Origin of the sequence: Burkholderia cepacia (assembly GCF_029962485.1) — a bacterium.
GTDB lineage: Bacteria > Pseudomonadota > Gammaproteobacteria > Burkholderiales > Burkholderiaceae > Burkholderia.
The window spans coordinates 2,794,589-2,820,366 of the sequence record NZ_CP073637.1; the positions used below are offsets into that span (position 1 = coordinate 2,794,589).

General features: G+C 66.8%; 28 protein-coding genes and 1 tRNA gene. 13 read left to right on the forward strand and 16 right to left on the reverse strand.

Annotated elements, in window-relative coordinates; all coding sequences use genetic code 11:
* Window positions 1–62 precede the first annotated feature (62 nt).
* Genes lptF through KEC55_RS13045 form a run of 3 tightly spaced genes read left to right on the forward strand, consistent with a single transcriptional unit; the run spans window position 63 to window position 2,717 of the window.
* Window positions 63–1,154 carry an LPS export ABC transporter permease LptF gene (gene lptF / locus KEC55_RS13035; RefSeq protein ID WP_282505787.1) on the forward strand — a complete coding sequence of 364 codons (1,092 nt, stop codon included), beginning with the start codon at window positions 63–65 and terminating at the stop codon, window positions 1,152–1,154.
* Window positions 1,155–1,157: 3 nt separating this feature from the next.
* On the forward strand, window positions 1,158–2,306 hold the full coding sequence (gene lptG, locus KEC55_RS13040; protein ID WP_176050658.1) for an LPS export ABC transporter permease LptG: 1,149 nt from the start codon (window positions 1,158–1,160) through the stop codon (window positions 2,304–2,306).
* Window positions 2,307–2,333: 27 nt separating this feature from the next.
* On the forward strand, window positions 2,334–2,717 hold the full coding sequence (locus KEC55_RS13045; protein ID WP_282505788.1) for a sirohydrochlorin chelatase: 384 nt from the start codon (window positions 2,334–2,336) through the stop codon (window positions 2,715–2,717).
* Window positions 2,718–2,798: 81 nt separating this feature from the next.
* Here the strand turns inward: KEC55_RS13045 and cobA are convergent, their stop codons facing one another.
* From cobA to KEC55_RS13075, 6 genes are all read right to left on the reverse strand, one after another.
* Window positions 2,799–3,548 carry a uroporphyrinogen-III C-methyltransferase gene (gene cobA, locus KEC55_RS13050; protein WP_176050660.1) on the reverse strand — a complete coding sequence of 250 codons (750 nt, stop codon included), beginning with the start codon at window positions 3,546–3,548 and terminating at the stop codon, window positions 2,799–2,801.
* 86 nt (window positions 3,549–3,634) lie between these two features.
* Window positions 3,635–4,951, reverse strand: coding sequence for a sulfate adenylyltransferase subunit 1 (locus KEC55_RS13055; RefSeq protein WP_282505789.1), 1,317 nt, complete (start codon window positions 4,949–4,951; stop codon window positions 3,635–3,637).
* Between the two features lie 22 nt (window positions 4,952–4,973).
* Complete coding sequence (gene cysD / locus KEC55_RS13060; RefSeq protein ID WP_282505790.1) at window positions 4,974–5,936, reverse strand: sulfate adenylyltransferase subunit CysD; 963 nt, start codon at window positions 5,934–5,936, stop codon at window positions 4,974–4,976.
* Between the two features lie 76 nt (window positions 5,937–6,012).
* Window positions 6,013–6,756 carry a phosphoadenylyl-sulfate reductase gene (locus KEC55_RS13065; protein WP_282505791.1) on the reverse strand — a complete coding sequence of 248 codons (744 nt, stop codon included), beginning with the start codon at window positions 6,754–6,756 and terminating at the stop codon, window positions 6,013–6,015.
* Window positions 6,753–7,304 carry a DUF934 domain-containing protein gene (locus KEC55_RS13070; RefSeq protein ID WP_282505792.1) on the reverse strand — a complete coding sequence of 184 codons (552 nt, stop codon included), beginning with the start codon at window positions 7,302–7,304 and terminating at the stop codon, window positions 6,753–6,755. Before KEC55_RS13070 ends, KEC55_RS13065 begins: the two co-directional genes overlap by 4 nt.
* A 25-nt stretch (window positions 7,305–7,329) precedes the next feature.
* Window positions 7,330–9,009, reverse strand: a complete 1,680-nt coding sequence (locus tag KEC55_RS13075) for a nitrite/sulfite reductase (protein ID WP_176050665.1) — start codon at window positions 9,007–9,009, stop codon at window positions 7,330–7,332.
* Between the two features lie 215 nt (window positions 9,010–9,224).
* On the opposite strand from KEC55_RS13075, the gene KEC55_RS13080 reads away from it, so the two are divergent.
* From KEC55_RS13080 to KEC55_RS13095, 4 genes are all read left to right on the forward strand, one after another.
* Window positions 9,225–10,166 (forward strand): CysB family HTH-type transcriptional regulator, encoded by a 942-nt coding sequence (locus KEC55_RS13080; protein ID WP_282505793.1) that lies wholly within the window; start codon window positions 9,225–9,227, stop codon window positions 10,164–10,166.
* A 64-nt stretch (window positions 10,167–10,230) separates the two neighbouring features.
* Window positions 10,231–11,388 (forward strand): ABC transporter substrate-binding protein, encoded by a 1,158-nt coding sequence (locus tag KEC55_RS13085; RefSeq protein ID WP_282505794.1) that lies wholly within the window; start codon window positions 10,231–10,233, stop codon window positions 11,386–11,388.
* Window positions 11,389–11,484: 96 nt separating this feature from the next.
* A tRNA-Leu gene (locus KEC55_RS13090) sits at window positions 11,485–11,569 on the forward strand.
* Between the two features lie 150 nt (window positions 11,570–11,719).
* Window positions 11,720–11,887, forward strand: a complete 168-nt coding sequence (locus KEC55_RS13095) for a hypothetical protein (protein ID WP_282505795.1) — start codon at window positions 11,720–11,722, stop codon at window positions 11,885–11,887.
* A gap of 40 nt (window positions 11,888–11,927) precedes the next feature.
* Here KEC55_RS13095 and KEC55_RS13100 read toward each other — a convergent pair whose 3' ends face one another.
* Complete coding sequence (locus KEC55_RS13100) at window positions 11,928–12,818, reverse strand: alpha/beta fold hydrolase (RefSeq protein WP_282505796.1); 891 nt, start codon at window positions 12,816–12,818, stop codon at window positions 11,928–11,930.
* A gap of 106 nt (window positions 12,819–12,924) precedes the next feature.
* Here KEC55_RS13100 and KEC55_RS13105 point away from each other — a divergent pair, with 106 nt between their 5' ends.
* Window positions 12,925–13,821: a LysR family transcriptional regulator gene (locus tag KEC55_RS13105; protein WP_282505797.1), complete on the forward strand. Its 897-nt coding sequence runs from the start codon at window positions 12,925–12,927 to the stop codon at window positions 13,819–13,821.
* Window positions 13,822–13,844: 23 nt separating this feature from the next.
* On the opposite strand, the gene KEC55_RS13110 is transcribed toward KEC55_RS13105, so the two are convergent.
* From KEC55_RS13110 to copC, 4 genes are all read right to left on the reverse strand, one after another.
* On the reverse strand, window positions 13,845–14,780 hold the full coding sequence (locus KEC55_RS13110) for a LysR family transcriptional regulator (RefSeq protein WP_282505798.1): 936 nt from the start codon (window positions 14,778–14,780) through the stop codon (window positions 13,845–13,847).
* Window positions 14,781–14,966: 186 nt separating this feature from the next.
* Window positions 14,967–15,740: an SDR family oxidoreductase gene (locus tag KEC55_RS13115; protein ID WP_124456186.1), complete on the reverse strand. Its 774-nt coding sequence runs from the start codon at window positions 15,738–15,740 to the stop codon at window positions 14,967–14,969.
* A 179-nt stretch (window positions 15,741–15,919) separates the two neighbouring features.
* Complete coding sequence (locus tag KEC55_RS13120) at window positions 15,920–16,420, reverse strand: DinB family protein (RefSeq protein WP_176050671.1); 501 nt, start codon at window positions 16,418–16,420, stop codon at window positions 15,920–15,922.
* Window positions 16,421–16,485: 65 nt separating this feature from the next.
* Window positions 16,486–16,860 carry a copper homeostasis periplasmic binding protein CopC gene (copC, locus tag KEC55_RS13125; protein ID WP_282505799.1) on the reverse strand — a complete coding sequence of 125 codons (375 nt, stop codon included), beginning with the start codon at window positions 16,858–16,860 and terminating at the stop codon, window positions 16,486–16,488.
* A 114-nt stretch (window positions 16,861–16,974) separates the two neighbouring features.
* On the opposite strand from copC, the gene KEC55_RS13130 reads away from it, so the two are divergent.
* On the forward strand, window positions 16,975–17,691 hold the full coding sequence (locus tag KEC55_RS13130; protein ID WP_282505800.1) for a pseudouridine synthase: 717 nt from the start codon (window positions 16,975–16,977) through the stop codon (window positions 17,689–17,691).
* A gap of 106 nt (window positions 17,692–17,797) precedes the next feature.
* The gene (locus KEC55_RS13135; RefSeq protein WP_166961267.1) at window positions 17,798–17,986 is read left to right on the forward strand and encodes a hypothetical protein; all 189 of its coding nucleotides are present in this window, start codon (window positions 17,798–17,800) and stop codon (window positions 17,984–17,986) included.
* On the opposite strand, the gene KEC55_RS13140 is transcribed toward KEC55_RS13135, so the two are convergent.
* On the reverse strand, window positions 17,969–19,006 hold the full coding sequence (locus KEC55_RS13140; RefSeq protein ID WP_282505801.1) for an NAD-dependent epimerase/dehydratase family protein: 1,038 nt from the start codon (window positions 19,004–19,006) through the stop codon (window positions 17,969–17,971). The genes KEC55_RS13135 and KEC55_RS13140 overlap by 18 nt on opposite strands.
* 107 nt (window positions 19,007–19,113) lie before the next feature.
* Between KEC55_RS13140 and KEC55_RS13145 the strand changes: the two genes are divergently transcribed.
* From KEC55_RS13145 to KEC55_RS13155, 3 genes are all read left to right on the forward strand, one after another.
* Entirely contained in the window at window positions 19,114–20,145 is a 1,032-nt protein-coding gene (locus KEC55_RS13145; RefSeq protein ID WP_174942003.1) for a CDP-6-deoxy-delta-3,4-glucoseen reductase, read from the forward strand.
* 295 nt (window positions 20,146–20,440) lie between these two features.
* The gene (locus KEC55_RS13150; RefSeq protein WP_176050676.1) at window positions 20,441–21,625 is read left to right on the forward strand and encodes an acetylornithine transaminase; all 1,185 of its coding nucleotides are present in this window, start codon (window positions 20,441–20,443) and stop codon (window positions 21,623–21,625) included.
* A gap of 13 nt (window positions 21,626–21,638) precedes the next feature.
* Complete coding sequence (locus tag KEC55_RS13155) at window positions 21,639–22,094, forward strand: GNAT family acetyltransferase (RefSeq protein WP_282505802.1); 456 nt, start codon at window positions 21,639–21,641, stop codon at window positions 22,092–22,094.
* A 24-nt stretch (window positions 22,095–22,118) separates the two neighbouring features.
* On the opposite strand, the gene KEC55_RS13160 is transcribed toward KEC55_RS13155, so the two are convergent.
* From KEC55_RS13160 to KEC55_RS13175, 4 genes are all read right to left on the reverse strand, one after another.
* Entirely contained in the window at window positions 22,119–22,790 is a 672-nt protein-coding gene (locus KEC55_RS13160) for a DUF2278 family protein (protein WP_176050678.1), read from the reverse strand.
* 285 nt (window positions 22,791–23,075) lie between these two features.
* Entirely contained in the window at window positions 23,076–23,792 is a 717-nt protein-coding gene (locus tag KEC55_RS13165) for an ABC transporter ATP-binding protein (protein ID WP_282505803.1), read from the reverse strand.
* On the reverse strand, window positions 23,792–24,568 hold the full coding sequence (locus KEC55_RS13170) for an ABC transporter ATP-binding protein (protein ID WP_059233415.1): 777 nt from the start codon (window positions 24,566–24,568) through the stop codon (window positions 23,792–23,794). The genes KEC55_RS13165 and KEC55_RS13170 overlap by 1 nt, the downstream gene beginning before the upstream one ends.
* Before the next feature lie 23 nt (window positions 24,569–24,591).
* Complete coding sequence (locus KEC55_RS13175; RefSeq protein WP_282505804.1) at window positions 24,592–25,761, reverse strand: ABC transporter permease subunit; 1,170 nt, start codon at window positions 25,759–25,761, stop codon at window positions 24,592–24,594.
* Between the last annotated feature and the right edge of the window lie 17 nt (window positions 25,762–25,778).

Sequence of the window (25,778 nt, forward strand, 5' to 3'; positions counted from 1 at the left end):
TCCCTCGGCGGCGCGAGCGCTCCACCACGCGTGCGCAGCCTCCCGCCCTCTTCTCATCAAGAATGATCTTCGAACGCTCCCTCCAGCGCGAGCTTGCGTATACGGCTGGCGCCGTGTTCATGGTGCTGCTCACGATCATGCTCACGACGATGATGATCCGCATCGTCGGCTACGCCGCGTCCGGTGAAATCGATCCGCGGGACGTGCTCGTGCTGATCGGCCTGACCGTGATCGGCTACCTCGCCGTGATGCTCGTCGTCACGCTGTTCGTGTCGATCCTGTTCGTGCTGACCCGGTGGTACCGGGATTCCGAAATGGTGGTGTGGCTCGCGTCGGGCGTGAGCCTCACGCGCCTCATCAAGCCGATCGGCGTGTTCGCCACGCCGATCATCCTGCTGATTGCCTTCTTCGCGTTCGTCGGCTGGCCGTGGTCGAACCAGCAAAGCAAGATGATCAAGGCACGCTTTCAGCAGCGCGACGAGATCTCGCTGCTCGCGCCGGGCCAGTTCCGCGAGTCGGCCGCGAACCACCGCGTGTTCTTCATCGAGAAGATGACGCCCGACCAGAGCAAGGTGCAGAACGTGTTCGTCACGTCGACCGAGAACGGCAAGGTCAACGTGGTCGTGTCGCAGACGGGTCACACCGAAACGCACGACGGCAGCCGCTTCGTCGTCCTGGAGGACGGCCGCCGCTACGACGGCACGCCCGGCCAGCCGAACTTCAAGATCATGGAGTTCGAGCGCTACGGCGTGAAGATCACGAGCACGCCGGTCACCAACGTGCCGACCACGAACAGCACGTCGACGCCCGACCTGCTGCGCAACCCGACGCGCGACAACCTCGCGGAATTCGCGTGGCGCGCGGGGCTGCCGCTGATCGCGATCAACCTGCTGGTGCTCGGCATCCCGCTGTCGTACCAGAACCCGCGCCGCAGCCGCACGATCAACCTCGTGATGGCCGTGCTGATCTACCTCACGTACTCGAACCTGCTGAACGTCGTGCAGGCGCAGATCGAGCAGGGCAAGATGTCGTTCGGCGTCGGCCTCGTCGGCCTGCACCTCGTCGTCGCGGCGATCGTCGCGGTCATCTTCTGGTTGCGCGTGCGCAATCGTCCGCTGTTTACACGCGCGCTGTTCGGCCGCTCGGGAGCATGATCGATGCGGCTCTATGAAAAGTACTTCGCGCGACAGATCTACGTCACGTTCGTCTTCATCCTGTTCGCGTTCTCGGGCCTGTTCTTCTTCTTCGACCTGATCAGCGAACTGAATTCGGTCGGGCACGGGAACTACAAGTTCGGCTACGCGGTGCTGCGCGTCGCACTGCAGACGCCGTCGCGCTTCTACGAGATCATCCCGGTCGCCGCGCTGATCAGCGCGATCTACGTGTTCGCGCAGATGGCCGCGAACTCGGAATTCACGATCTTTCGCGTGTCGGGTCTCGCGACCAACCAGGCGCTGCGCTCGCTGCTGAAGATCGGCATACCGCTCGTGATCGTCACCTACCTGATCGGCGAATTCGTCGGCCCGTACGCCGATCAGTTGTCCGAACGCGTGCGGCTGCAGGCGCTCGGCGCCTCGGTGTCGTCGAACTTCCAGTCGGGCGTGTGGGTGAAGGACACGCTCGCGGCCCGCGACAACGGCGAGCAGGTCACGCGCTTCGTCAACGTCGGCAGCCTGTCGCCCGACTCGACGATCAGCAACGTGCGCATCTACGAATTCGATTCGAAGTTCCAGCTGCAGAACGTGCGGATCGCGCAAACGGGGCGCTACGAGCCGCCCGGCCACTGGCTGCTGAAAGGCGTCACCGAGACCGAGCTGACGCCGATCAAGCCGATCAGCGGCCAGCCGACCGACGCGCTGAACCCCGTGTACCGGTCGCAACAGGTATCGCTGCCCGAATACCGGCTACGTTCGGACCTGACGCCACAGATCCTGTCGGTGCTGCTCGTGTCGCCGGAGCGCATGTCGATCATCAACCTGTTCCGCTACATCCAGCACTTGCGCGAGAACCAGCAGGACACGCAGCGCTACGACATCGCCCTGTGGCGCAAGCTGCTGTATCCGTTCGCCGTGTTCGTGATGCTCGTGCTGTCGCTGCCGTTCGCGTACCTGCACACGCGTGCGGGCGTGGTCGGCATGAAGGTGTTCGGCGGCATCATGCTCGGCATGAGCTTCCAGCTCCTCAATACGCTGTTCTCGCACATCGGCACGCTGAGCGCGTGGCCCGCGCCGCTCACCGCTGCGACCCCGGGGCTGATCTATCTCGCGCTCGGCCTGTTCTCGCTCAAGTGGGTCGACCGGCACTGAGCGCTGCGTCATGACGGAGGCTTCGACATGAGTTCGCACGGCATCGTCCTGTTCGGCCACGGCGCCCGCGATCCGCGCTGGGCCGAGCCGTTCGAGCGGCTCGCCACGCGGCTGCGCGGCGCCGGCTCCCCTGCCCCGCACGTGTCGCTCGCGTTCCTCGAACTGATGACGCCGTCGCTCGCCGACGCGGTGGCCGCGCAGGTCGCCGCCGGCTGCACGCGCATCACCGTCGTGCCCGTGTTCTTCGGCCAGGGCGGCCATGTCCGCCGCGACCTGCCGCAGCTCGTCGATGCATGCCGCGCCGCGCATCCCGCGGTCGAGATCCGCTGCGCGACGGCCGTCGGCGAAGACGACGGCGTGCTCGACGCGATCGCCCGCTACTGCATCGACCAGCTCGGCAGCGACGCGTAAGCCACGTACTCCCCGCACACAAAGAAAAAGCGCTGGCATCTGCCAGCGCTTTTGTCGTTTCGGACTGCGGTCGAGCCGCCCTCAGGCGGCATTGCGCATCGGGTCCCCCGCTTTCGCCTGCCGTGCGCGCTCGGCGAACGCATCGCCGATCATCAGCAGGCTCGGTTCCGCGGGATCGAGCCACGCCTGCGCGTCGCCCGCCGCCATCTGCGCAAGCGTCAGCGTCAGCGAGCGCTCGCGCGCGGTGCTGCACGCCTCGACGATCGCGACGGGCGTCGCCGGCGCACGGCCGGCGTCGATCAGTTCCTGCGCGATGCCGGGCGCGCTGTCGCGGCCCATGTAGTAGACGATCGAATCGGCGCGCGCGGCTTCGCGGATCTCGTCGCTGCCCGGCGCACGGCTGTGCGTCGCGAACGCGACGCTGCGCGACACGCCGCGCAACGTCAGCGACCGCTTCAGCGTCGCCGCACCGGCCAGCGCCGCGGTGATGCCCGGCACGACCTCGTAGTCGATGCCGGCCGCTTCCAGCGCGCGCATCTCCTCTTCGGCGCGACCGAACAGCATCGGGTCACCGCCCTTCAGCCGCACGACGCACGCGTGTTCGCGCGCCGCATCGACGATCTGCTTGTTGATGAAATGCTGCGCGGTCGAACGCTGCCCGCAGCGCTTGCCGACCGCGATCCGGCGCGCATTCGGCGCGTAGTCGAGCATCGCGGGCTCAACGAGCGCGTCGTGCAGCACGACGTCGGCCTGCGCGAGCAGGCGCGCGCCGCGCACCGTGATGAGGTCCGCCGCGCCCGGCCCTGCTCCGATCAGATACACCTTGCCCATGTTTGTCGCTTCGCTTCGTCCGTGCGGACGTTTGCGTACGGCCCGCGCCGCCGTGTGGCGGCGCGGTTTGCCGCGCAGATTGACGATTACGCCGAGAACGCCCGGATCATGCCCGCGGCGACCGTGTGGTGCGTCGCTTCGTCGATCAGCACGAACGCGCCCGTGCCCGGATGCGCATCGTACGTATCGCAGACGATCGGCTTCTGCAGCGTCAGCGCGACGCGGCCGATGTCGTTCATCTTCAGGTCGTGGCGGTCGGTCGCGTGCGACAGCGTATGCACGTCGAGCACCTGCTTGACCGCGCCGATCTTCGCGAACACCGTGCTCGTGGTCTGCTTCAGCAGGTACTTGCGCTGCGGCGACAGCGGCGTCTCGTCGAACCAGCACAGGTCGGCCTCGAGCTTCTTGGCCGGCTCGACCGGCTCGGCGGTCGTGACGAACATGTCGCCGCGCGACACGTCGACATCTTCCTCGAGACGAATCGTCACCGTCTGGCCCGCGAACGCGTGCGCGACCGACGCGGTGCCGCCCGGCACCGGCGCGACGATCTCGGCGACCGTTGCCGTGCGGTTCGACGGCAGCACGACGATTTCGTCGCCAACCTTCACTTCGCCCGACTCGATCCGGCCCATGTAGCCGCGGAAATCGTCGGCCGAGCTGCCGTCCTGGCGCGCGACCCACTGCACCGGGAAGCGCAACGCGTCATGCGCCTGCGTCTCGACCGGCAGCGATTCGAGCACGTCGAGCAACGGCTCGCCCGCGTACCACGGCATGCGCTCGCTCGCGCCGACGATGTTGTCGCCCTTGAGCGCCGACACCGGCACGAAGCGCACGTCGGTCAGGCCGAGCTGCTTCGCGAGCGTGACGTACGCGTCGCGGATCTCGTTGAAGCGCGCTTCGCTGTAGTCGACGAGGTCCATCTTGTTGATCGCGACGATCACGTGCTGCAGGCCGAGCAGCTTGACGATCGCGCTGTGGCGCTTGGTTTGCGGCAGCAGTTGCACGACGCCGTTCTCGACCGTGATGCGCGTCGCATCGATCAGGACGATCGCCGCGTGCGCGGTCGACGCGCCCGTCACCATGTTGCGTGTGTACTGCTCGTGGCCCGGCGTATCGGCGATGATGAACTTGCGCTTCGCGGTCGCGAAGTAGCGGTACGCGACGTCGATCGTGATGCCCTGCTCGCGCTCGGCTTCGAGGCCGTCGGTCAGCAGCGCGAGGTCGAGCTCGTCGCCGACCGTGCGCTTGTTCTTCGCGCGCGACAGCGCGGACAGCTGGTCGGACAGCACGGCCTTGCTGTCGTACAGCAGGCGGCCGATCAGCGTGCTCTTGCCGTCGTCGACGCTGCCTGCGGTGATGAAGCGCAGCACGCCGAGGTCTTCGGTGTTCTCGATGATGCTCATGATGTGAATGTCCTCGTGTGCTTCAGAAATAACCTTGCTTCTTGCGCGTTTCCATCGCGGCTTCGGACGCCTGGTCGTCCATCCGGGTCGCGCCGCGCTCGGTGATCTCGGTCACCGCCGTCTCGGCGATGATCTTCTCGACGTCGTCCGCGTCGCTCTCGACCGGGCACGTGCAGGAAATGTCGCCGACCGTGCGGAAGCGCACCTGCGCGAGCTCGCTCGACTCGCCTTCACGCATCGGCGTGAGCGGCGTGACGGGCACGAGCAGCCCGTTGCGGCGCACGATCTCGCGCTGGTGCGCGTAGTAGATCGACGGCAGTTCGAGGTTTTCGCGCGCGATGTACTGCCACACGTCGAGTTCGGTCCAGTTCGAGATCGGGAACACGCGCAGGTGCTCGCCCTTGTGCAGGCGGGCGTTGTACAGGCTCCACAGTTCCGGGCGCTGCGCCTTCGGATCCCACTGGCCGAATTCGTCGCGGAACGAGAAGATGCGTTCCTTCGCGCGCGCCTTCTCTTCGTCGCGGCGCGCGCCGCCGATCAGCGCCGTGTAGGCGTGCTCCTCGATCGTCTCGAGCAGCGTGACGGCCTGTGCGGCGTTGCGCGAATCGGTTTCGCGGCGCAGCACGACCGTGCCGCGCTTGATCGAATCCTCGACGTGACCGACGACCAGCTCGGCGCCCAGTTCCTGCGCGCGGCGGTCGCGGAAGTCGATCACTTCCTCGTAGTTGTGGCCCGTGTCGATATGCACGAGCGGGAACGGCAGCGCCGTCTTGCGGTTCGCGCCGAGGCCGAACGCTTTCAGGGCCAGATGCAGCACGACGACCGAATCCTTGCCGCCCGAGAACAGCAGTGCCGGCTTGCTGCACTCGGCAACCAGCTCGCGCAGGATGTGGATCGACTCGGCTTCGAGCCAGTCGAGGTGGCCCATGCGGTTGTCAGCGCCGGTGGCCGGGGCAAAGGCGGATTGCTCGAGCGTCGTGCTCATGATTTCAGTCCTTCTCTTCTGGGTTCGTGCCGCCCGCTGTCGCGGGCGGCGCAATATTCAGTTTCTTGTCAGGCTTTCAGTGCGAGGCGCCGGCAACGGCTTCCGCAGGAATCGGCGTGATCGTGATGTGCAGGCCGCATTCCTTCGTATCGCGCGATTCCCACCACCAGCGGCCCGCGCGGCTGTCCTCGCCAGGGCGGATCGCGCGCGTACACGGCTCGCAACCGATGCTCGGGTAGCCGCGAGCATGCAGCGGGTTGACCGGCACGTCAAACGCGCCAAGGTACGCCCATACGTCGGCTTCCGTCCAGTCGGCCAGCGGGTTGTACTTCGCGATCCCGCGCGCGTCGTCCTGTTCTTCCTCGTGCAGCTCGGCCCGCGTGACCGACTGCTCGCGGCGCTGGCCGGTGACCCACGCGCCGACGTCGGCCAGCGCGCGGTTCAGCGGCTCGACCTTGCGGATGTGGCAGCACGACTTGCGCAGCTCGACGCTCTCGTAGAACGCATTCAGGCCGTGCTCGGCGACATACTGGTCGACGGCTTCCGGTTGCGGGTGGAACTGCTCGATCTCGTAGCCGTAGCGCTCGCGCACGCGGTCGATCATGCCGAGCGTTTCCGCGTGCAGGCGGCCCGTATTCAGCGAGAAGATGCCGATCGACACGCCCTTCGACAGGATCGCGTGCGTGAGCAGCATGTCTTCCGCCGCGAGGCTGCTCGCGAACTTCACCTTGTCGTGACGGGCGCCGATCCGCGCGAGCAGTGCATCGAGGCGCTCGACCTTCGCGGCGAGTTCCGGCGTCAGCGCGGTGGCGGTGCTCATGCGCTCACCTTCGCGTCGGGCGTCGCTACGTCGGCCGCACGGCGGCGGAACAGCGGCGCCGGCTCGTCGAACGCGCCCTGGTAACGCTGCGTGAATTCCGTGAACGCGTTCAGCGCGTCGTGGATGTCCTTGTCGGCGCGCACCGCGAATGCGTCGAAGCCGCAACGCGACATGTACAGCAGCTGGTCGCGCAGCACGTCGCCGATCGAGCGCAGCTCGCCCGTCCAGCCGTGGCGCTCGCGCAACAGGCGCGCGATGCTGTAGCCACGGCCGTCCGCGAAGCGCGGGAAATCGACGGCGATCAGCGAAATCGCGCCGAAGTCGGCCACGAGATCGGCCGGCTCGCTGTCCGGCGCGAGCCACACACCGAGTTCGTCCTTCGTCTTCGCGGCGACGAGCGCCGCGCGCTCGGCCTGCCACAACGCGAACGGCACCAGCACCTTGCCGGCCGGCAATGCGTCGACCGCGGGCAGCGCACCGTCTTCCGCCGCGCGCACGACCTGCCATGCATCGTCGATCACTGCGCGGTTCTTGATAATCGAAGCCATCTGCTAATTCCTTGTACCCGGTTGGTTACGCGTTCACTGCCTGGCGCGCCGCATACACGCGCTCCTTGAACGGCGCGATGCCGATGCGGTCGTACGTGTCGACGAAGCGCTCGCCGTCGATGCGCGATTCGACGAATGTGTCGATCAGCTTCGCAATCACGTCCGGCACTTCTTCCGCCGAGAACGACGGTCCGATCACGCGGCCGAGGCGCGCGCCGTTCTGGCCCGTGCCCTGCTCGCCGCCAAGCGACACCTGGTACCACTCGGCGCCGTCCTTGTCGACACCGAGGATGCCGATGTTGCCGACGTGGTGGTGACCGCACGAGTTCATGCAACCGGAAATGTTCAGCGACAGGTCGCCGAGGTCGTACACATAGTCCAGATCGTCGAAACGCTGCTGGATCGCCAGCGCGATCGGGATCGACTTCGCGTTCGCGAGCGAGCAGAAATCGCCGCCCGGGCACGCGATGATGTCGGTCAGCAGGCCGATGTTCGGCGTCGCGAAACTCGCCGCCTTCGCCTTTTCCCACACCGCGAACAGGTCGCGCTTCTTCACGTTCGCGAGAATCAGGTTCTGCTCGTGCGACACGCGCAGCTCGCCGAGCGAGTATTCGTCGGCCCAGTCGGCCACCAGCTCCATCTGCGCGTCGGTCGCATCGCCCGGCGCCACGCGGTGATCCTTCAGCGACAGCGTGACGGCGGCATAGCCGGCCACCTTGTGCGGCGCGACGTTACGCTCGACCCAGCGCGCGAACGCCTTGTTCTCGAGCAGGTGCTGTTCGAACGAAGCGTCGGTATCGGCCAGCTTTTCGTACACGGGCGGCTGGAAGTACTGCGACACGCGATCGACTTCCGCCTGCGTGAGCGTCGACGGGCCGTCCTTCAGGTGCTGCCACTCTTCCTCGACCTGCTGCGCGAACTTCGCCGGCGACAGCGCCTTCACGAGGATCTTGATCCGCGCCTTGTACAGGTTGTCGCGGCGGCCGTAGCGGTTGTACACGCGCAGCACGGCTTCGCAGTAGGTCAGCAGGTGCTGCCACGGGAGGTCTTCCTTGATCACCGCGCCGATGATCGGCGTACGGCCGAGGCCGCCGCCCGCGAGGATGCTCGCGACCACTTCGCCCTGCGCGTTCTTCTTCAGGTACACGCCGAGGTCGTGGATCTGCACGGCCGCGCGGTCGTCCTTCGAGCCCGACACCGCGATCTTGAACTTGCGCGGCAGCCACGCGAATTCGGGATGGAACGTCGACCACTGACGCAGGATTTCCGACCACGGACGCGGATCGATCTCTTCGTCCTGCGCGACGCCGGCGAACTGGTCGGCCGTGATGTTGCGGATGCAGTTGCCCGACGTCTGGATGCCGTGCATCTGCACCGATGCGAGCTTCGCGAGGATCTCGGGCGTGTCTTCCAGCTCGATCCAGTTGAACTGGATGTTCGAGCGGGTCGAGAAGTGGCCGTAGCCGCGATCGTGTTCGCGGGCGATGCGCGCCAGCATCCGGAGCTGGTCGCTGCGCAGGTTGCCGTACGGAATCGCGATGCGGTGCATGTACGCGTGGCGCTGCATGTACAGGCCGTTCTGCAGGCGCAGCGGACGGAATTCTTCTTCGCTCAACTCGCCCGACAGGCGGCGGCGCACCTGATCGCGGTACTGCGCGACACGCTCGTCGACGATCGTCTGGTCGTATTGGTCGTACTGATACATTCGGGGACCCCAGGGGTTTTCGTGGTGACCGCGCGACGTCCTAGCCACGTCGCGCCCGAATCTCCGTTCCGCCGTCACCGCCCCCATCCGCCACCGGATGGATTGCTAATGACGAAAACAGATATCCATATTTGAAAAACTCCGGTGAATCGTAATAAACTCGCCTTATATTTCAAACGACTAAAAAATTCTGTTGATATGCGGAAGGGTTATAAATGAACCTGCACCAATTTCGCTTCGTGCGCGAGGCCGTCCGGCAGAATTTCAACCTCACCGAGGCCGCGAAGGCGCTCTACACGTCCCAACCGGGGGTATCGAAGGCGATCATCGAGCTCGAGGACGAGCTCGGCGTGGAGATCTTCACGCGGCACGGCAAGCGCGTGCGCTCGCTCACCGAGCCGGGCAGGATCATCCTCGCGTCGGTCGAGCGGATCCTGCAGGAGGTTGAAAGCCTTAAAAGGGTCGGGAAAGATTATGCCGCACAGGACCAGGGCAACCTGACCATCGCCGCGACCCACACGCAGGCCCGCTACTCGCTGCCGGCCGCGATCGCCGAATTCAAGAAGCGCTTCCCGAAGGTGCACCTGTCGATCCTGCAAGGCAGCCCGACGCAGGTGGCCGAGATGGTGATCCACGACCAGGCCGATCTCGCGATCGCGACCGAGGCGATCTCCGACTACAAGGAGCTCGTGTCGCTGCCCTGCTTCCAGTGGCACCACGCGGCCGTCGTGCCGGCCGACCATCCGCTGCTCGAACGCAAACCGGTCACGCTCGACGATCTCGCGCAGTACCCGCTGATCACCTATGACGATGCGTTCGCGGGCCGCAAGAAGATCAATCACGCGTTCGCACTGCGCGGGCTGTCGCCGGACATCGTGCTCGAGGCGATCGACGCCGACGTGATCAAGACCTACGTCGAACTCGGCCTCGGCGTCGGGATCATGGCCGACATCGCGTTCAACCCGGAGCGCGACCGCAGCCTGCGGCTGATCCCGGTCGGCCACCTGTTCGGCAGCAACGTGACGCGCGTCGCGCTCAAGCAGGGTGCCTACCTGCGCAGCTATGTGTATACGCTCGTCGAACTGCTGTCGCCGACGCTGAATCGCAAGCTGATCGAACAGGCGCTCAAGGGTGAAGCCGAATCGTACGAGCTCTGAGCCGCGTGTATAAACAGAGGGGCGCATATCGCGCCCCTTTTTGCTGCCCGACGGAGATTCCCGCATGACGCTTCCCGCCCTGCTGCGCCGCGCCGCCGGCACCGCCCTCGTGCTGGCCTGCGCGGCCGCGCATGCCGACCTGAAGGTCGGTGTCGACCTGTCGTCGACCGGCCCGGCCGCCGCGATCGGCATCACGAGCAAGAACGCGATCCTGATGTGGCCGAAGACGATCGCCGGGCAGCCCGTCCAGGTGACGGTGCTCGACGACGCGTCCGATCCCGGTACCGCGGTGCGCAACATCCGCAAGCTGGTCGACGAGGATCACGTCGACGTCGTGGTCGGGCCGAACATCACGCCGGCCGCGCTCGCGGCACTCGACGCGGTCGCTGCCGCACAGACGCCGATGATCACGCTGGTCGGCTCCGGCGCGATCGTCGAGCCGCAGGAAGGCGCGCGGACCTGGGCGTTCAAGATGGCGCAGAGTGACCGCGCGATGGCCGACGTGATGACGCGCTACATGGCGAATCACGGCGTGAAGACGGTCGGCTTCATCGGCTTCGCGGACAGCTACGGCGACAGCTGGCTGAACGAATTCACGCGCTTTGCCGATTTGCGCAAGATCCGTGTCGTCGCGACCGAGCGCTTCAACCGCACCGACGCGAGCGTCACGGGCCAGGCGCTGAAGCTGATCGCGGCGAAGCCCGACGCGATCCTGATCGCGGGCTCGGGCACGCCGGCCGTGCTGCCGCAGCGCACGCTGATCGAGCGCGGCTACAAGGGCCCGGTCTACCAGACGCACGGGATCGCGACGCCGGAATTCATCAAGCTCGGCGGCAAGGACGTCGACGGCACGCTGTTTCCGACGCAGCCGGTGGTCGTCGCGCGTACGCTGCCGGCCGACCATCCGGCCCGCAAGGCCGCGCTCGCCTTCGTCGACGCATACGAGGCGAAATACGGCGCCGGCACGGTCACGCAGTTCGCGGGCGACGCGGCGGGCGTCTACCCGCGCCTCGCCGACGCGGTCGGCCGCGCGCTGAAGGCCGCGCAGCCCGGCACGCCCGCGTTCCGCGCGGCGCTGCGGCGCGAGCTGGAACGCGCGCACGAGCTCGTCGTGCCGAACGGCGTCGTCAATGCCAGCGACAAGGATCATGTGGGGCTCGATCAACGTGCGAGTGTCATGGGGATCGTGAAGCAGGGCCGATTCGTCTACCTGAGCCAGTGACGTGCGCGACCGGCACCCGGGCAGCTTGCCCGGCGTCGGGATTTCGGACATAATCCGCGTTTCGCCGCGCGCAATTGCATGCGCGGTCAGGATTAAGCCCAGGTGGTGAAATTGGTAGACGCAGGGGACTCAAAATCCCCCGCCGCAAGGCGTGCCGGTTCGATTCCGGCCCTGGGCACCAGTATTTCGCAGCGTCATGCGCTGCACCGTCGAAACCCGCGCAAGCTCACCGCTTCGCGGGTTTTTTGTTTTGGCCGCACGCGATGCCCGCCGCAACGCGCACCCTTCCGCGACTGTCCAAGCATCAGGGAACGCAGCAAGGAGGCAAGCCATGTCCAAGCGCGTCATTTCAATCCCGATCCGCGTCGGCATGCTCGTCGCACTGCTGTCGATCATGTTGGGCGGATGCGACCTGCTCCGCGAGCCGCCCGTACCCGACTGGCCGGGGCCGCATGCGCCCTACCCGTTCCCGGACAACATTCCGCATCGCACCGAATGACCACGCCGGACGGCCACGCGCCGCGGCACGGGCCGCGCGTTCAGTCGCGCTCGCAGAACCGCAGGATCGCGTCCGCGACGGCCGCCGGCGCCTCGCGTTGCGGAAAGTGCCCGACCGCATCCACGATCTGCCGCTCGTAGCGGCCAGCGAAGAACCGTTCTCGCCCCGCCGAGCTGTCCTGATGATTGCAGGTATCCGTGCCGCCGTGCAGCACGAGCGTCGGCACCGCCAGCACGGGCGCCGGGTTCAGCCGCGCATTGTCGTCGGCATAGGTCGGCGTGCCCGGCGCGAAGCCCCACCGATGCCGGTACGAATGCAGCACGACGTCGATCCAGTCGGGCCCGTCGAACGCGGCGGCCGCCGCGTCGAAATCGCTGTCGCGATACCAGCCAGTCGGCGACCACGTGTCCCACATCAGGCGGGCAAACGCACGGCGGTCGTCACGCAAGGCCTGCTCGCCGCGCGGCGTCGCCATGAACCAGTGATACCAGTAATTGCGCGCCTGCTGCAGCGACAGCGGCTGGCCGGGATCGTTGGTGCCGTAACCGACCGACAGCATCACGAGATGCGAAGCGGCGCCGTCACGCAACCCACACGCGTTCGCGGCCGCCCGGGCGCCCCAGTCATGCCCGACCAGCACGGGCCGCTCGACACCGAGCGCATCGGCGAATTCGAGCAGGTCGCGCCCGAGCGCAGCGAGCTCGCCGCTGCGCGGCACGGAGGCATCGCGAAAGCGCGTCGGCGCAAAGCCGCGCAGCGCGGGCGCCAGCACGCGGTAGCCGCGCCCGGCGAGCGCTGCCGCCACTGCTTCCCAGCCGACAGGACTGTCCGGCCACCCGTGCACAAGCACGGCCACGCGCTCGCCGCGCGGGTTCCATTCGAGATAGGCAATATCGAGCGACGCGGTCGTCGCATGCGCATAGGTCGTCATCGTGTACTCCGTTGGGTCAGCCTGAGCGCACGATGGTAGGCCGGCCTTTCATCACGATTCACGGAGTATCATGATTCATTCTTTGAATTTCACGTTGAATCGACTGATGGAACCGCTGACCGATCCCGCGTCGACCGCACTCGACATCACGCTGCTGCGCACCTTCCTCGAAGTCGTCGACAGCCGCGGATTCGCGCCGGCCGCGGAACGTCTCGCGCTCACGCCCTCCGCCGTCAGCGGCCACATCAAGCGGCTCGAACAGGCGGCCGGCACCGTGCTGCTCGCGCGCACGACACGCCGTATCGCGCTCACGCCGGCCGGCGACACGCTGTACGCCTACGCGCGCAACATCGTCGACATGGAGCGCGAAGTGCGCGCGCGGCTGCGCGGCGCGCCGGCGCACGGGCCGCTGCGGGTCGGCGCGTCGGAGGACTTTGCCGGTGCGTGGCTGCCGCACGTGCTGCGCACGTTTCGCGACCGCCACCCGCGTACGTCGATCGAGCTGAAGGTCGGGATCACCGCATCGCTGCTGCGCGAACAGACGCTCGGCCGGCTCGATGTCGTATTCGGCAAGCAGTGTCGGCAGGTCGACACGCCGGGCGAATTGCTGTGGGAAGAGCCGCTCGTGTGGGCCTTCGCGTCGGACCGCACGCTCGACGCGGGCGGCGAAGTGCCGCTCGCGCTGTTTCCGCAGCCGTGCGTCTATCGGGAGGCGGCCGTCGCGGCACTCGCCGCCGCGCTGCGGCCGTTCCGCGTACTGTTCGAGAGCAGCAGCATGGCCGGCTGCGTGTCGGCCGCGCTCGCCGGCTTCGCGGTCACCGCGCTCGCGCGCAGCCAGTTGCGCGACGGCCTGCGCGAATGCGGTCCGCAGGACGGCCTGCCAGCGCTGCCGGCCGCACGCTTCTATGCGTTCGCGGCGAAGCCCGACGGCCCCGGCGCGGCGTTGATCGACGCGGTGCGGGACGCCGGGCGCCACCGGCGGTTCGCGGCGCTAGGCGATTGAAACGTACGCGACGGCTGCCGCGATCAGTCGCCGTCCGCGCCCTGCCCGGCCGCCGTCTTCGTCAGCGCATCGGCCATCAATTCGCCGAACCAATCGATGAATGCATTGAGCCGGCGCGACCGATGGCGGCGGTGCGGATACACGGCCGACACGTCCATCGGCTCGGCGCGGTAACCGGGCATCACGTCGACGAGTGCGCCGCTTTCCAGCAGATGTTCGACGTCGAACCGCGGTATCTGGATCAGCCCCATGCCGGCAATGCAGCCGGCGATATAGGTTTCGGCGTTGTTGACGATCACGCGGCTCGGCAGCGTCAGCGTGTGCCGCTGGCCGTCCGCGCAGTATTCCCACCCGAGTTCGCGCCCCGTCGTCGGCGACGCATAGCCGATCGCCCAGTGCCCGTGCGCAAGCGCATCCGGGTGCTCGGGTACGCCGCACTCGCGCAGATAGTCGGGGCTCGCGCAGTTGATCAGCGTGAACTGCCCGAGCGGCCGCACGACGAGGCTGCTGTCCGCGAGCCGCCCGACGCGGATCGCGCAATCGACGCCTTCCTGCACGAGATCGATCGAGCGGTCGGTCGAGCCGAGCGACAGTTGCAGCTTCGGGTAGCGGTGAAACAGTGACGGCAGTGCGGGCGCGACGACACGGCGCGCGATCCGGCTCGGCACGTCGACGTTCAGCCGTCCGACGACGTCGCGGTCGCGACGCCGAAACAGGCGGTCGAGATCGTCGGCTTCCGCAAGCAGGCGCCGGCCGCGTTCGAGCAGCAGCGTGCCGTCGGCCGTGAGCTGCACCTGACGCGTCGTGCGATGCAGGAGGCGCGTGCCGAGCCCCATCTCGAGCTGCTGGACGGCCGCCGACACGGTCGCGCGCGGCACGTCGAGCGCATGCGCGGCCTTGATGAAGCTGCCCATTTCGGCAACCTGCAGGAAGATTCTGACCTGATCCAGCTTGTCCATCGGTGGGGAGCGTGGGTTTGGAAGATCGTCGCCGCCGGCTGTTGCGCGTCGCGGCGAGGTCCGGCGGCACAAAAAAACGGGCGCGCAGCCGCAGGGCCGCGCGCCCGTCCATTGTCCACGCAAACGCGCCATTGCGGTTCGCGACACGCCCGCGACGGCCGCCGGCGCGGCCCGTCGCAGGCCCGGTTACTTGGTCGTGTAGCCGCCGTTGATCAGGATCGTCTGGCCGGTGATCCACCAGCCGTCGGTCACGAGATGGCGGATGAACGGCACGACGTCCTCGATGTCGGTCAAGCCCGTCTTGCTGAACGGCGACAGCGCGGCCGCCGTCTTGTGATAGGCAACCGCATCGGCGCCTTCGGCCGGATAGAAGAACGGCGTATCCATCGGGCCCGGCCCGACGGCCGTCACCGAGATCCCGCGTGCGCCGTATTCCTTCGACGCCGCGCGCGTGAAGTGCTCGACCGGCGCCTTCGACCCTTCGTACGCCGCATAGAACGGCGTGAACGCGCCGAGCAGCGACGTCACGAGCGTGACGAGCTTGCCATGATCCTCGAGGTGTCGCCCGGCCTCCTTGATGAAGAAGAACGCCGACTTGCTGTTGACCGCGAACATCTCGTCGTACTCGGCCTCGCTGATCTCGGTGAACGGCTTCTTCAGCACCTTGCCGACCGTGTTGATCGCGATGTCGATCTTGCCGAAGCGCTGCTTCGCGTCGTCGAACAGCTTCTCGACCGCGGCGGCCGTGGTCAGGTCGGCCTGGAACGTTGCGGCTTCCGCGCCGGCCGCACGTACAGCGGCGGCCGTCTCCTCGGCCTGCGCCTGCGACGCCGCGCTGTTGTAGTGAATCGCCACCGCCTTCGCGCCGTGGCTCGCCAGGTCCCGCGCGATCAGGCCGCCGAGATTCTTTGCGCCGCCTGCGATCAGGACGACCTTGTCTGCGAGCGTGTGAGTTGCCACGGTTGACTCCTTTTTCCGTTGAACGAAGCTAGGAGTGTAGGCACGCGCGACGCGCCGGTCAGCCGGTCGCGGCTGGATGGATTATCCAGAAAAGCGATCCAATCGGAGCGATGCAATGTGGTCGGCCGCACCGACAGCGGCCGCGGCTTCCGAGCCAGGCCGTACGGACGCCAGCCGTCTCAGCGAGCGTAAAGCGCCGCGTCGATCTTGCCGAGCAGCCACTGCATGCCGGCCAGATGCTGCTGGTCGTGGCTGCACAGGTAGTGGACGAGCCCGCGCACGGTCAGCGAACCGTAGCCGTCGAACTCGCCGGTGCGCTCGAACTGCTCGGGCGTCACGCGCGAGAGCAACTCCAGCGTTTCGCGTCGCGCTTCGCGGATCGCGGCGAGCACGTCGGACGCATACGCATCGTTGTAGCGGCGCTCGATCGCGAGCGCGTCGCCGTCGATCGACGCGAGCAGCGGCCGGTCCTCGTCGAGCATCCGCCGCAGCCGCACGTGATAGCCGTCGATCTCGATGTCGCGCACGTGGCAGAGCTGCCCGAGCGGCGAGAAATGCTCGCTCGGGATCCCGGCCCAGTCGTCGGGCGTCCAGCGCGCGTAGCCGTCGGGGACGGCCGCGAAATGCGCTTCGAGCTGACGGGGGAAATCGGCGAGTGCATCGAGCGTCGTCGGATTCATGCGGGAAACTCCCTGTCGGATGAGGGCGACGACAACCCTGGCACGGGCCTGCCGCCGCCGTTGCGTCACTTCACGCTGAAGCCGTACGCACCCTGCGTGCGGTGCCCGTCGGTCGCGACGGCCACCCATTTCACCGTATAGGCACCGGCGCCGATTGCCGTCAGCGGCACCGTCATCCGCTTGCGGTTCGACGCGTCGATGCGCGCGCGGCCGTCCGACACCGTGTTGCCGCCGCCGTCGACGACGACGATCGAGCTGAATGCCGGCTCCAGCGGCTCGGTGAAGTCGATCGTGACGGCAGCCGGTGCGGCGGCCACCGCCGCGCCTGCCGCCGGATCGCTCTTCGCGAGATGCGCGTGCGCGAACGCGGCCGACGAGACGGTCGTGGCAACGATGATGGCGGCTGCCTGGCGGCCGAACGGGAATGAATCGAAACGCATGGACTTTCCGTGAAGAGTGAACGGGCGCCGCACCCCGCGCGGCGTTCCGGCAGCTTACCAGCGCATGCGCGTTCATGCCGGTCATCGGCCGCCGCTTGATAGAATGCGCGCGCTATGGATCTCGAAAGCATTCTCTACACTCAGGGCTTCGGCTCGCGCCGCCAATGCCGCGGCCTGATCGAAGCGGGCCGCGTCGCCGTCGCGGGCACCAGCGCGACCGACCCCGACGCCACGTTCGACACCGACGGCCTCGTGTTCTCGGTCGACGACACGAGGTGGCCGTTCCACGCGCGCGCGTATCTCGCGCTCAACAAACCGGCCGGCTACGAGTGCTCGCGCGATCCGCAGCACCACGCGAGCGTGTTCAGCCTGCTGCCCGCGCCGCTCGTCGCGCGCGGCGTGCAGTGCGTCGGCCGTCTCGACCAGGACACGACCGGCCTGCTGCTGCTGTCCGACGACGGCCAGTTCGTGCATGCGTACACGTCGCCGAAGCGCAAGGTGCCGAAGACCTACGTCGCGACCGTGCGCCACCCGCTCGACGATGCGCAGCTGAATGCGCTGCGTAGCGGCGTGCAGCTGCACGGCGAGCCGAAGCCGATCGCGGCCGTCGCCGCCGACGCGCGCGACACGCACGCGCTCGCGCTGACCGTCCTCGAAGGCAAATACCACCAGGTCAAGCGCATGGTGGCGGCGGCGAGCAATCGCGTCGAGTTGCTGCACCGCGAAAGCATCGGCGGCTTCACGCTGCCGGACGATCTCGCACCGGGCGCGTGGCGCTGGCTCGATGACGCCGACCTTTCAGCACTGCGCAATCCCGTCAAAACCCTGTAAGGGAAAATCCGCACGACCGTTCGGTGCCCGGCCGCGTCTCGGTCGCATGTTCCCCCGCTATACTGAAATCACAAGCTGCAAGAGCAGCGATGCAGGGGGAGATACCATGAACATCAACCATTCTTTCGAACTGTCGTCCGTGATGATCGCGTTCGCGGTCATCGGTGTCGTCGTGATCGGCGGCCTGCTGGCCATGATGCACGCGAAGCACAAATATCATCCGAACCTGATTGGCGCGCTGATCGGTGCGCTGCTGTGCTTCCTGCTGATCGAGGCGTTACCGGCGCTGACCTGACGCGCTGCCCGGCGCGAGCGTTTGAAGGAAATCGTCTACGGTCGGATATCGCAACGTCACGCACAATTCGGCCTTGAGCCGTGCGTTGGACAGGCGTCGCGACTCGCGCATGAACGACAGCAGTGTCGGTTCGAGCTGACGCTCGGCGTCCGCGCGGCTCACGCGCGGCGGCCTCGGCAGGCCGAGCACCTGCGCGACCCGGTCGAAATACTCCCCCATCCGCAGTTCGCTGTCGTCCGACGCGTGCACGGCGCGCGCCGGTCTGCCGCGCTCGGCCGTGCGGCGCAGGATCGCCGCGAGATCGTCCGCGTGGATGTGGTTCGTGTACACGTCGTCGGCCGGTTCAAGCGCCGGCGTGCCGCGCTCGAGCCGCGCGACCGGCAGACGGTTCGCCGCGTAGATGCCGGGAATGCGCACGATGCGCGCGGACAGCACGCCGCGCACCGTCGCCGCACGCAGTTGCCGCTCGGCCGACACGCGCCGGAACGCGCGCGGATTGGCGGGGCGCAGCGGGTGCGTTTCGTCGATGCGCGCGCCGCCGCAGTCGCCGTATACGCCCGTCGTGCTCGCGTAGACGAGCCTCGGCGCGCGAAGGCCGTCGGGTACAATACGCGCTCCCCGAACGGGTGCGCCGGCCTGCCGTGCAGCGGTGCGCAGCGTTCGGAGCCGGCCGACCGCCGGTGCCGGCGGGGTCGATGGCCGACGCGCGGGCATGGACGTTGCGGCGATCAGCGCACGCGTGCGCCGGTCGTCACGGCCATCGGATTGCGGCGGTGCGAGATGCAGGATCGTGCGGGCAAGGCCCGCGAGGCGGCCGAGCGTCGCCCGGCGATCGAGATCGCCGACGATCGGCGTCGCGCCTGCGGCGCGCAGTTCGTCGCGGCGGGCCGGGTGGCTCGTCAGCGCGAAGATCCGCAGGTTGCGGCGCGCGTCACGCCATTGCGCGACGCAGCGCATGCCGACGTCGCCGCAGCCGACGATCAGTGCGCGCGGCCGGCGCAGGATTCGTGTCGCGATCATGTTGGTTGCGAAATCAGTAGCGGCCGTTGCGCGACGCGCAACGGTCTTGCATTGTAGCTGCCGTGCGCGACATGCACGGTCCCCACATTTTGTTCTAGTTTGGTTCTATGGCATTCAACGTCACTCTCAAGCAAAGCGGCCGGCAATTCCAGGTCGAGTCGGACGAAACCGTGCTGGCCGCCGCGCTGCGCCAGAACGTCCATCTGCCGTACGGCTGCAAGAACGGCGCGTGCGGCTCCTGCAAGGGCCAGATCGTGTCGGGCCAGATCGAACAGGGCCCGCACGCCGCGTCGGCACTGTCCAACGACGAACGCACGCGCGGCCTCGCGCTGCTGTGCTGCTCGAAGGCCCAGTGCGACCTCGAAATCGACGTGCGTGAAATCGCCGGCGTCGACGGCGTGCAGGTCAAGAAGCTGCCGTGCCGGATCGCCGCGCTCGAGCGCAAGGCCGACGACGTGATGGTCGTGAAGCTGCAACTGCCCGCCAACGAGCGCCTGCAGTACCTCGCGGGCCAGTACGTCGAGTTCATCCTGAAGGACGGTTCGCGCCGCAGCTACTCGATGGCGAACGCGCCGCACGAGGAAGGCCCGATCGAGCTGCACATCCGCCACATGCCGGGCGGCAAGTTCACCGACCACGTGTTCGGCGCAATGAAGGAGCGTGACATCCTGCGCTTCGAAGGCCCGCTCGGTACGTTCTTCCTGCGCGAGGATTCCGACAAGCCGATCGTGCTGCTCGCGTCGGGCACGGGCTTCGCGCCAATCAAGGCGATCATCGAGCATGTGAAGCACTCGGGCATCACGCGCCCGATGACGCTTTACTGGGGTGCCCGCCGCAAGAAGGACATCTACCTCGACGAACTCGCCGAGCAGTGGGCGCGCGAGATCCCGAACTTCAAGTACGTGCCGGTGCTCTCCGAGCCGGACGCCGGCGATCAATGGACGGGCCGCACGGGCTTCGTCCATCGCGCGGTGATCGAGGACCTGCCCGATCTGTCGGGCCATCAGGTGTACGCATGCGGTGCGCCGGTGATGGTCGAATCCGCGCAGCGCGACTTCACGCAGCATCACGCACTGCCCGCCGACGAGTTCTACGCGGACTCGTTCACGAGCGCCGCCGATCTCGCGCATCCGGTCTGAGCGCCAGGGCCGCCCGCGTCCCGAGCCGCACGCTGCGATGTCACATCCGTGGCATCGCAGCGGTTTACAGTGAGGCGCGGGATGCCTTATGCTTGCGCACATGAACTGCTTCCTGTCCACCCTTCGACGTCGCCGCTCGCCGCTCCGCCCGGATGCCGCAGGCTCGTCACGGACTCGCGCGTAACCTCCACACCGCTTCACCGGTTACGCACAAGCTGTTCGAATCCACCAGCCACGGCCTTCCGTGGCTTTTTTATTGCCCGTTCCCTTTCAACGTCCGCTGGAGTCTGCTGCCATGCCCCTGAACGATTTTCCGATCGACTCGCTGATGTACATCACGAACCGCCCCGACATCGTGTTCACGCACGGCAAGGGTTCGTGGCTCTACGATCACACGGGCAAGCGCTATCTGGACTTCATCCAGGGCTGGGCCGTCAACAGCCTCGGCCACTGCAACGACGGTATCGTCGAAGCACTGAAGACTCAGGCCGAAAAGCTGCTGAACCCGTCGCCGGCGTTCTACAACGAGCCGATGGCGAAGCTCGCGGGCCTGCTCACGCAGCACAGCGTGTTCGACAAGGTGTTCTTCACGAACAGCGGCGCCGAGGCGAACGAAGGCGCGATCAAGCTCGCGCGCAAGTGGGGCCGCAAGTTCAAGAACGGCGCGTACGAGATCATCACGTTCGACCACAGCTTCCACGGCCGCACGCTCGCGACGATGTCGGCCAGCGGCAAGCCGGGCTGGGACACGATCTACGCGCCGCAGGTGCCGGGCTTCCCGAAGGCCGAGCTGAACGACATCAACTCGGTCGAGAAGCTGATCACCGACAAGACCGTCGCCGTGATGCTCGAACCGATCCAGGGCGAAGGCGGCGTGATTCCGGCCACGCGCGAATTCATGCAAGCGCTGCGCGCGCTGACGAAGCAGCACAACCTGCTGCTGATCGTCGATGAAGTGCAAAGCGGTTGCGGCCGCGCGGGCACGCTGTTCGCGTACGAACTCGCCGGTATCGAGCCGGACGTCATGACGCTCGCGAAGGGCATCGGTGGCGGCGCGCCGCTCGGCGCACTGCTGTCGAAGGCCGACGTCGCGGTATTCGAGGCGGGCGATCAGGGCGGCACCTACAACGGCAACCCGCTGATGACGGCGGTCGGCTATTCGGTGATCTCGCAGCTCGTCGCGCCCGGATTCCTCGAGGGCGTGCGCGCACGCGGCGAATACCTGAAGCGCAAGCTGCTCGAGCTGTCGGAAGAGCGCGGCTTCGAGGGCGAACGCGGCGAAGGCCTGCTGCGCGCGCTGCTGCTCGGCAAGGACATCGGCCCGCAGATCGTCGAGAAGGCGCGCGATATGCAGCCGGACGGCCTGCTGCTGAACGCCGCGCGGCCGAACCTGCTGCGCTTCATGCCCGCGCTGAACGTAACGACCGAAGAAATCGACCAGATGATGGCGATGCTGCGGTCGATCCTCGACACGCTCTAAGGAGACCGCCGCGATGGATGCCACCGCCGATGCTGTCGCCATCCGCCCGTTCGAACGCGCCGACACCGATGCCGTGCTTGCGGTATGGCGCGACGCGTTCCCGCAATACGAAGACACCGATGCGCCACCGCATCGCGATCCGCTGCGATCGATCGAGCTGAAGCTCGCGACGCAGCCGGAACTGTTCTTCGTCGCGACCAGCGGCGCGCGCGTCGTCGGCACGCTGATGGCGGGTTTCGACGGACATCGCGGCTGGCTCTACTCGTTTGGCGTCGCAAACGACGCGCGTCGGCTCGGCGTCGGCCGCGCGCTGATCGCGCACGCGGAACGTGCGCTGGCCGCGCGCGGCTGCCTGAAGATCAACCTGCAGGTGCTGCCCGGCAACGACGACGCGTGCCGCTTCTATGCGGCGCTCGGTTATCGCGTCGAGGAGCGCATCTCGTTCGGCAAGACGCTGCCGGCAGCGTGACGCCAAAGCCGGCAGCCGGCGATCTCAGCGCGTGATCGGCCCCGCGCCCGGCAGCGGATTGCCGAGCGCGTCGGTTGGCACGGCCTGCTGCTCGAACGCCGCGAAATACGCGGCCCACTGCGACTGGCTCACGCGCACGATCAGCGCGCCGTCCTGCCACACGTCGTTGTGGTCGTTATGGTCGTCGCCCGCGCGATGCAGGTAGTTCGGGCCTGTCGAGCCCTGGTTCATGTGCGTATCGTGAATGCCGTTGCCTTCCGTATAGGTGCGGCCGAACACGACGACGTCGAGGCCCTGCGACTGCGCGGCGTTCACGAGCCGCAGCAGCGACGGAATCGGCTCCGGATTTTCGGTGCCGTCCATCACCGCACTCGCGCGCCACGCGCCCGTCTCGTTCAGGATGTCGCTGCGCAGGTAGTCGAGCGCGGGCAGCGCGGTCTGCCCCGTGAGGTCGGTGTAGCCTTCGGCCGCGGCCGCGAGCGTCTCGGTGACGGGATGATGGAAATCGTAGACGAGCTTGTAGTTCAACAAGTCGTCCGCATCGCTGGTGCCGACATTGATCGCGACATCCCAGTCGCCCGACGGCAGCGCCAGTGTCAGGTGGATGTGATACTGGATCTCGCTGCCATGCGGCGAGCCCTTCAGCGTCGCCACCGATGTCACCTTCGCCTTCACGAAACCGTAGTCCAGACTCATGCGTGCCCTCCGTGTTCGGATGGGCCGTCGATGCTACGCGGCCCGTGTGTCGGTTTGTGGGCCACCGGCATCGAACCACCTGCCGCCGGCCTGCGTTCCACCATTCCCGCGCCGGATGCGCGGCGCAACAGTCGAATGGAGTCGCGTTCACGCGCACAGTTCGGCACGAATCGCACAACATGAAAAAAAGGCTGTCACGGCATCCCGTGACAGCCTTTCGAAAGCCCTGGTGCGTCGCCCGCGGCACAGGCCGCCACGCGTCACCGGACTCGCTCGTTCACACGCTCATTCACCCAGATACGCGGCGCGCACCTTCGGATCGTCGAGCATCTTCTTCGCGTCGCCTTCCATCGTGACCGTGCCCGAATCCATCACGTAGCCACGGTCGGCCGCCTGCAGCGCGAGGCGCGCGTTCTGCTCGACGAGCAGCACCGTGATGCCCTCCTTCGAGATCTCGCGCACCACTTCGAAGATCTTCTCGACCATGATCGGCGACAGCCCCATCGACGGCTCGTCGAGCAGCAGCAGCTTCGGCTTCGACAGGATCGCGCGCGACATCGCCAGCATCTGCTGCTCGCCGCCCGACAGCGTGCCCGCGAGCTGCGTCGCACGCTCCTTCAGGCGCGGGAAGAAGCCGAACATCCGCTCGACGTCCTTCTTGATCTGGTCGTTGTCGTTGCGCAGGTACGCGCCCATCTGCATGTTCTCGATGATCGACATCCGCGCGAAGATCCCGCGGCCTTCCGGCACCATCGCGAGGCCGCGCTTGAGCAGTTCGTGCGACGGCACGCCCTTGATCGACTTGCCGTCGTACTCGATGTCGCCCGCCGAATACGGCTTCAGACCCGTGATCGCCTTCATCGTCGTGGTCTTGCCTGCGCCGTTCGCGCCGATCAGCGTCACGAGCTCGCCCTGACGGACTTCCATGTCAACGCCCTTGACGGCCTGGATGCCGCCGTAGTTGACCTGCAAGCCCTTGATTTTCAACATTGCCGCTGCCATCAGTGCACCCCTGCGCCGAGATATGCCTCAATCACCTTCGGATTCTTCTGCACGTCCTGCGGCAGACCCTCGGCGATCACCTTGCCGTAATCGAGCACCGTCATCCGGTTGCACAGCCCCATCACGAGCTTCACATCGTGCTCGATCAGGAGAATCGTGCGGCCGTCCGAGCGGATCTTGTCGAGCAGGCGCGTGAGTTCGACCTTCTCGGTCGCGTTCATCCCGGCCGCCGGCTCGTCGAGCGCGAGCAGCTTCGGGTCGGTCGCCAGTGCGCGCGCGATCTCGAGACGGCGCTGGTGGCCGTACGACAGGTTGCGCGACGTGTAGTCCGCGTACTGCAGCACGCCCACGTATTCGAGCAGCTCGATCGCGCGTTCCTTGATCTCGCGCTCTTCCTGACGTTCGGCCGGCGTCTGGAACACCGCGCCGAGCAGGCCGTGCTTGGTCCGCACGTGGCGGCCCACCATCACATTCTCGAGCGCCGTCATCCCGCCGAACAGGCGGATGTTCTGGAACGTGCGCGCGATGCCGGCCTTGGCCACCTGGTGCACGGCCGTCGGCGTGTAGTTCGTGCCGTCCAGCTTGAAGTCGCCGGAATCCGGCGTGTAGAGGCCCGTGATCACGTTGAAGAACGTCGTCTTGCCGGCGCCGTTCGGGCCGATCAGGCCGTAGATCTCGCCTTCCTTGATCTGCAGGCCGACGTCGGACAATGCCTGCAGGCCGCCGAAGCGTTTGTTCACGCCCTGCACGGACAGTCGGATTTGCTTGTCGCTCATGTGGATATCCCCTTGTCCGTTCGTTACGCGCGCACCGGCTTCTTGCTGGCGCGCTTCGCCAGTTTCGCGATCTTGTCCTCATGCTTCGGCGCGGGCCACAGGCCTTCCGAGCGGTACAGCATGATGACCACCATCGCGAGGCCGTACAGCGCCTGACGAATCACTTCCGTGTCGACGATGTCGTGACCGAACAGCGCATGCTGCAGCGGGCTCATCGTCGAGCGCAGGAATTCCGGGAAGATCGCGAGCAGCACCGCGCCCAGGATCACGCCCGGGATGTGGCCCATGCCGCCCAGCACCACGCACGCCAGCACCACGATCGATTCCCAGAACGTGAACGATTCCGGCGACACGAAGCCCTGGAACGAACCGAACATCGCGCCCGACAGGCCGCCGAACGATGCACCCATCGCGAACGCGAGCAGCTTCACGTTACGGGTGTTGATGCCCATCGCCTTCGCGGCGATTTCGTCCTCGCGGATGGCTGCCCATGCACGGCCGATACGCGAGTGCTGCAGGCGCGTACACACCCAGATCACCAGCAGCGAGCACAGCACGAACAGGTAGTAGTACATGTAGACCGACGGCAGCTGCAGGCCGAACAGCGAGTGCGTCTGCGACAGGTTGAAGCCGCCGACATGCACCGGATCGATGCCCGTGATCCCCTTCGGGCCGTTGGTGATGTTCACCGGACGGTCGAGGTTGTTCATGAAGATCCGGACGATTTCACCGAAGCCGAGCGTCACGATCGCCAGGTAGTCGCCGCGCAGGCGCAGCGTCGGCGCGCCGAGCAGGATCCCGAAGGTCGCCGCCAGCGCCATCGCGATCGGCACGATGATCAGGAACGGCACATGCAGGCCGTTCGGCGCGATCGCCGCGATCCACTCGAACTGCGAGCTCAGGTGCGGCGAGCTGAGCAACGCCGCCGTGTATGCGCCCACCGCGTAGAACGCGATGTAGCCGAGGTCGAGCAGGCCGGCGAAGCCGACCACCACGTTCAGGCCCAGCGCGAGCATCACGTACAGCATCGCGAAGTCGAGCACCCGGACCCAGTAGTTGCCGCCGGCCGAGCCGATGATGATCGGCGCCGCGATCACGAGGACGGCGGTCAGCAGGCCGATGACGACGGTCTTGGCGGTGTTGCGCTCTTCGACGAGCGACGTCGAGGATTCGATCGGTTGAATGGATGTCATGTTGTTTGCTCCCTTCC

What these genes read in the sequence shown, in the direction of transcription:
- KEC55_RS13150 (WP_176050676.1), top strand. Translation starts at nt 20,441, where the DNA reads ATGCCCCTGAACGATTTTCCGATCGACTCGCTGATGTACATCACGAAC.
- copC (WP_282505799.1), bottom strand. Translation starts at nt 16,860, where the DNA reads ATGCGTTTCGATTCATTCCCGTTCGGCCGCCAGGCAGCCGCCATCATC.
- KEC55_RS13165 (WP_282505803.1), bottom strand. Translation starts at nt 23,792, where the DNA reads ATGGCAGCGGCAATGTTGAAAATCAAGGGCTTGCAGGTCAACTACGGC.
- KEC55_RS13155 (WP_282505802.1), top strand. Translation starts at nt 21,639, where the DNA reads ATGGATGCCACCGCCGATGCTGTCGCCATCCGCCCGTTCGAACGCGCC.
- cysD (WP_282505790.1), bottom strand. Translation starts at nt 5,936, where the DNA reads ATGAGCACGACGCTCGAGCAATCCGCCTTTGCCCCGGCCACCGGCGCT.
- KEC55_RS13080 (WP_282505793.1), top strand. Translation starts at nt 9,225, where the DNA reads ATGAACCTGCACCAATTTCGCTTCGTGCGCGAGGCCGTCCGGCAGAAT.
- KEC55_RS13100 (WP_282505796.1), bottom strand. Translation starts at nt 12,818, where the DNA reads ATGACGACCTATGCGCATGCGACGACCGCGTCGCTCGATATTGCCTAT.
- KEC55_RS13135 (WP_166961267.1), top strand. Translation starts at nt 17,798, where the DNA reads ATGAACATCAACCATTCTTTCGAACTGTCGTCCGTGATGATCGCGTTC.
- KEC55_RS13085 (WP_282505794.1), top strand. Translation starts at nt 10,231, where the DNA reads ATGACGCTTCCCGCCCTGCTGCGCCGCGCCGCCGGCACCGCCCTCGTG.
- cobA (WP_176050660.1), bottom strand. Translation starts at nt 3,548, where the DNA reads ATGGGCAAGGTGTATCTGATCGGAGCAGGGCCGGGCGCGGCGGACCTC.
- KEC55_RS13170 (WP_059233415.1), bottom strand. Translation starts at nt 24,568, where the DNA reads ATGAGCGACAAGCAAATCCGACTGTCCGTGCAGGGCGTGAACAAACGC.
- lptG (WP_176050658.1), top strand. Translation starts at nt 1,158, where the DNA reads ATGCGGCTCTATGAAAAGTACTTCGCGCGACAGATCTACGTCACGTTC.
- KEC55_RS13105 (WP_282505797.1), top strand. Translation starts at nt 12,925, where the DNA reads ATGGAACCGCTGACCGATCCCGCGTCGACCGCACTCGACATCACGCTG.
- KEC55_RS13055 (WP_282505789.1), bottom strand. Translation starts at nt 4,951, where the DNA reads ATGAGCATCATCGAGAACACCGAAGACCTCGGCGTGCTGCGCTTCATC.
- KEC55_RS13095 (WP_282505795.1), top strand. Translation starts at nt 11,720, where the DNA reads ATGTCCAAGCGCGTCATTTCAATCCCGATCCGCGTCGGCATGCTCGTC.
- KEC55_RS13145 (WP_174942003.1), top strand. Translation starts at nt 19,114, where the DNA reads ATGGCATTCAACGTCACTCTCAAGCAAAGCGGCCGGCAATTCCAGGTC.
- lptF (WP_282505787.1), top strand. Translation starts at nt 63, where the DNA reads ATGATCTTCGAACGCTCCCTCCAGCGCGAGCTTGCGTATACGGCTGGC.
- KEC55_RS13070 (WP_282505792.1), bottom strand. Translation starts at nt 7,304, where the DNA reads ATGGCTTCGATTATCAAGAACCGCGCAGTGATCGACGATGCATGGCAG.
- KEC55_RS13175 (WP_282505804.1), bottom strand. Translation starts at nt 25,761, where the DNA reads ATGACATCCATTCAACCGATCGAATCCTCGACGTCGCTCGTCGAAGAG.
- KEC55_RS13065 (WP_282505791.1), bottom strand. Translation starts at nt 6,756, where the DNA reads ATGAGCACCGCCACCGCGCTGACGCCGGAACTCGCCGCGAAGGTCGAG.
- KEC55_RS13075 (WP_176050665.1), bottom strand. Translation starts at nt 9,009, where the DNA reads ATGTATCAGTACGACCAATACGACCAGACGATCGTCGACGAGCGTGTC.
- KEC55_RS13140 (WP_282505801.1), bottom strand. Translation starts at nt 19,006, where the DNA reads ATGATCGCGACACGAATCCTGCGCCGGCCGCGCGCACTGATCGTCGGC.
- KEC55_RS13045 (WP_282505788.1), top strand. Translation starts at nt 2,334, where the DNA reads ATGAGTTCGCACGGCATCGTCCTGTTCGGCCACGGCGCCCGCGATCCG.
- KEC55_RS13110 (WP_282505798.1), bottom strand. Translation starts at nt 14,780, where the DNA reads ATGGACAAGCTGGATCAGGTCAGAATCTTCCTGCAGGTTGCCGAAATG.
- KEC55_RS13160 (WP_176050678.1), bottom strand. Translation starts at nt 22,790, where the DNA reads ATGAGTCTGGACTACGGTTTCGTGAAGGCGAAGGTGACATCGGTGGCG.
- KEC55_RS13120 (WP_176050671.1), bottom strand. Translation starts at nt 16,420, where the DNA reads ATGAATCCGACGACGCTCGATGCACTCGCCGATTTCCCCCGTCAGCTC.
- KEC55_RS13130 (WP_282505800.1), top strand. Translation starts at nt 16,975, where the DNA reads ATGGATCTCGAAAGCATTCTCTACACTCAGGGCTTCGGCTCGCGCCGC.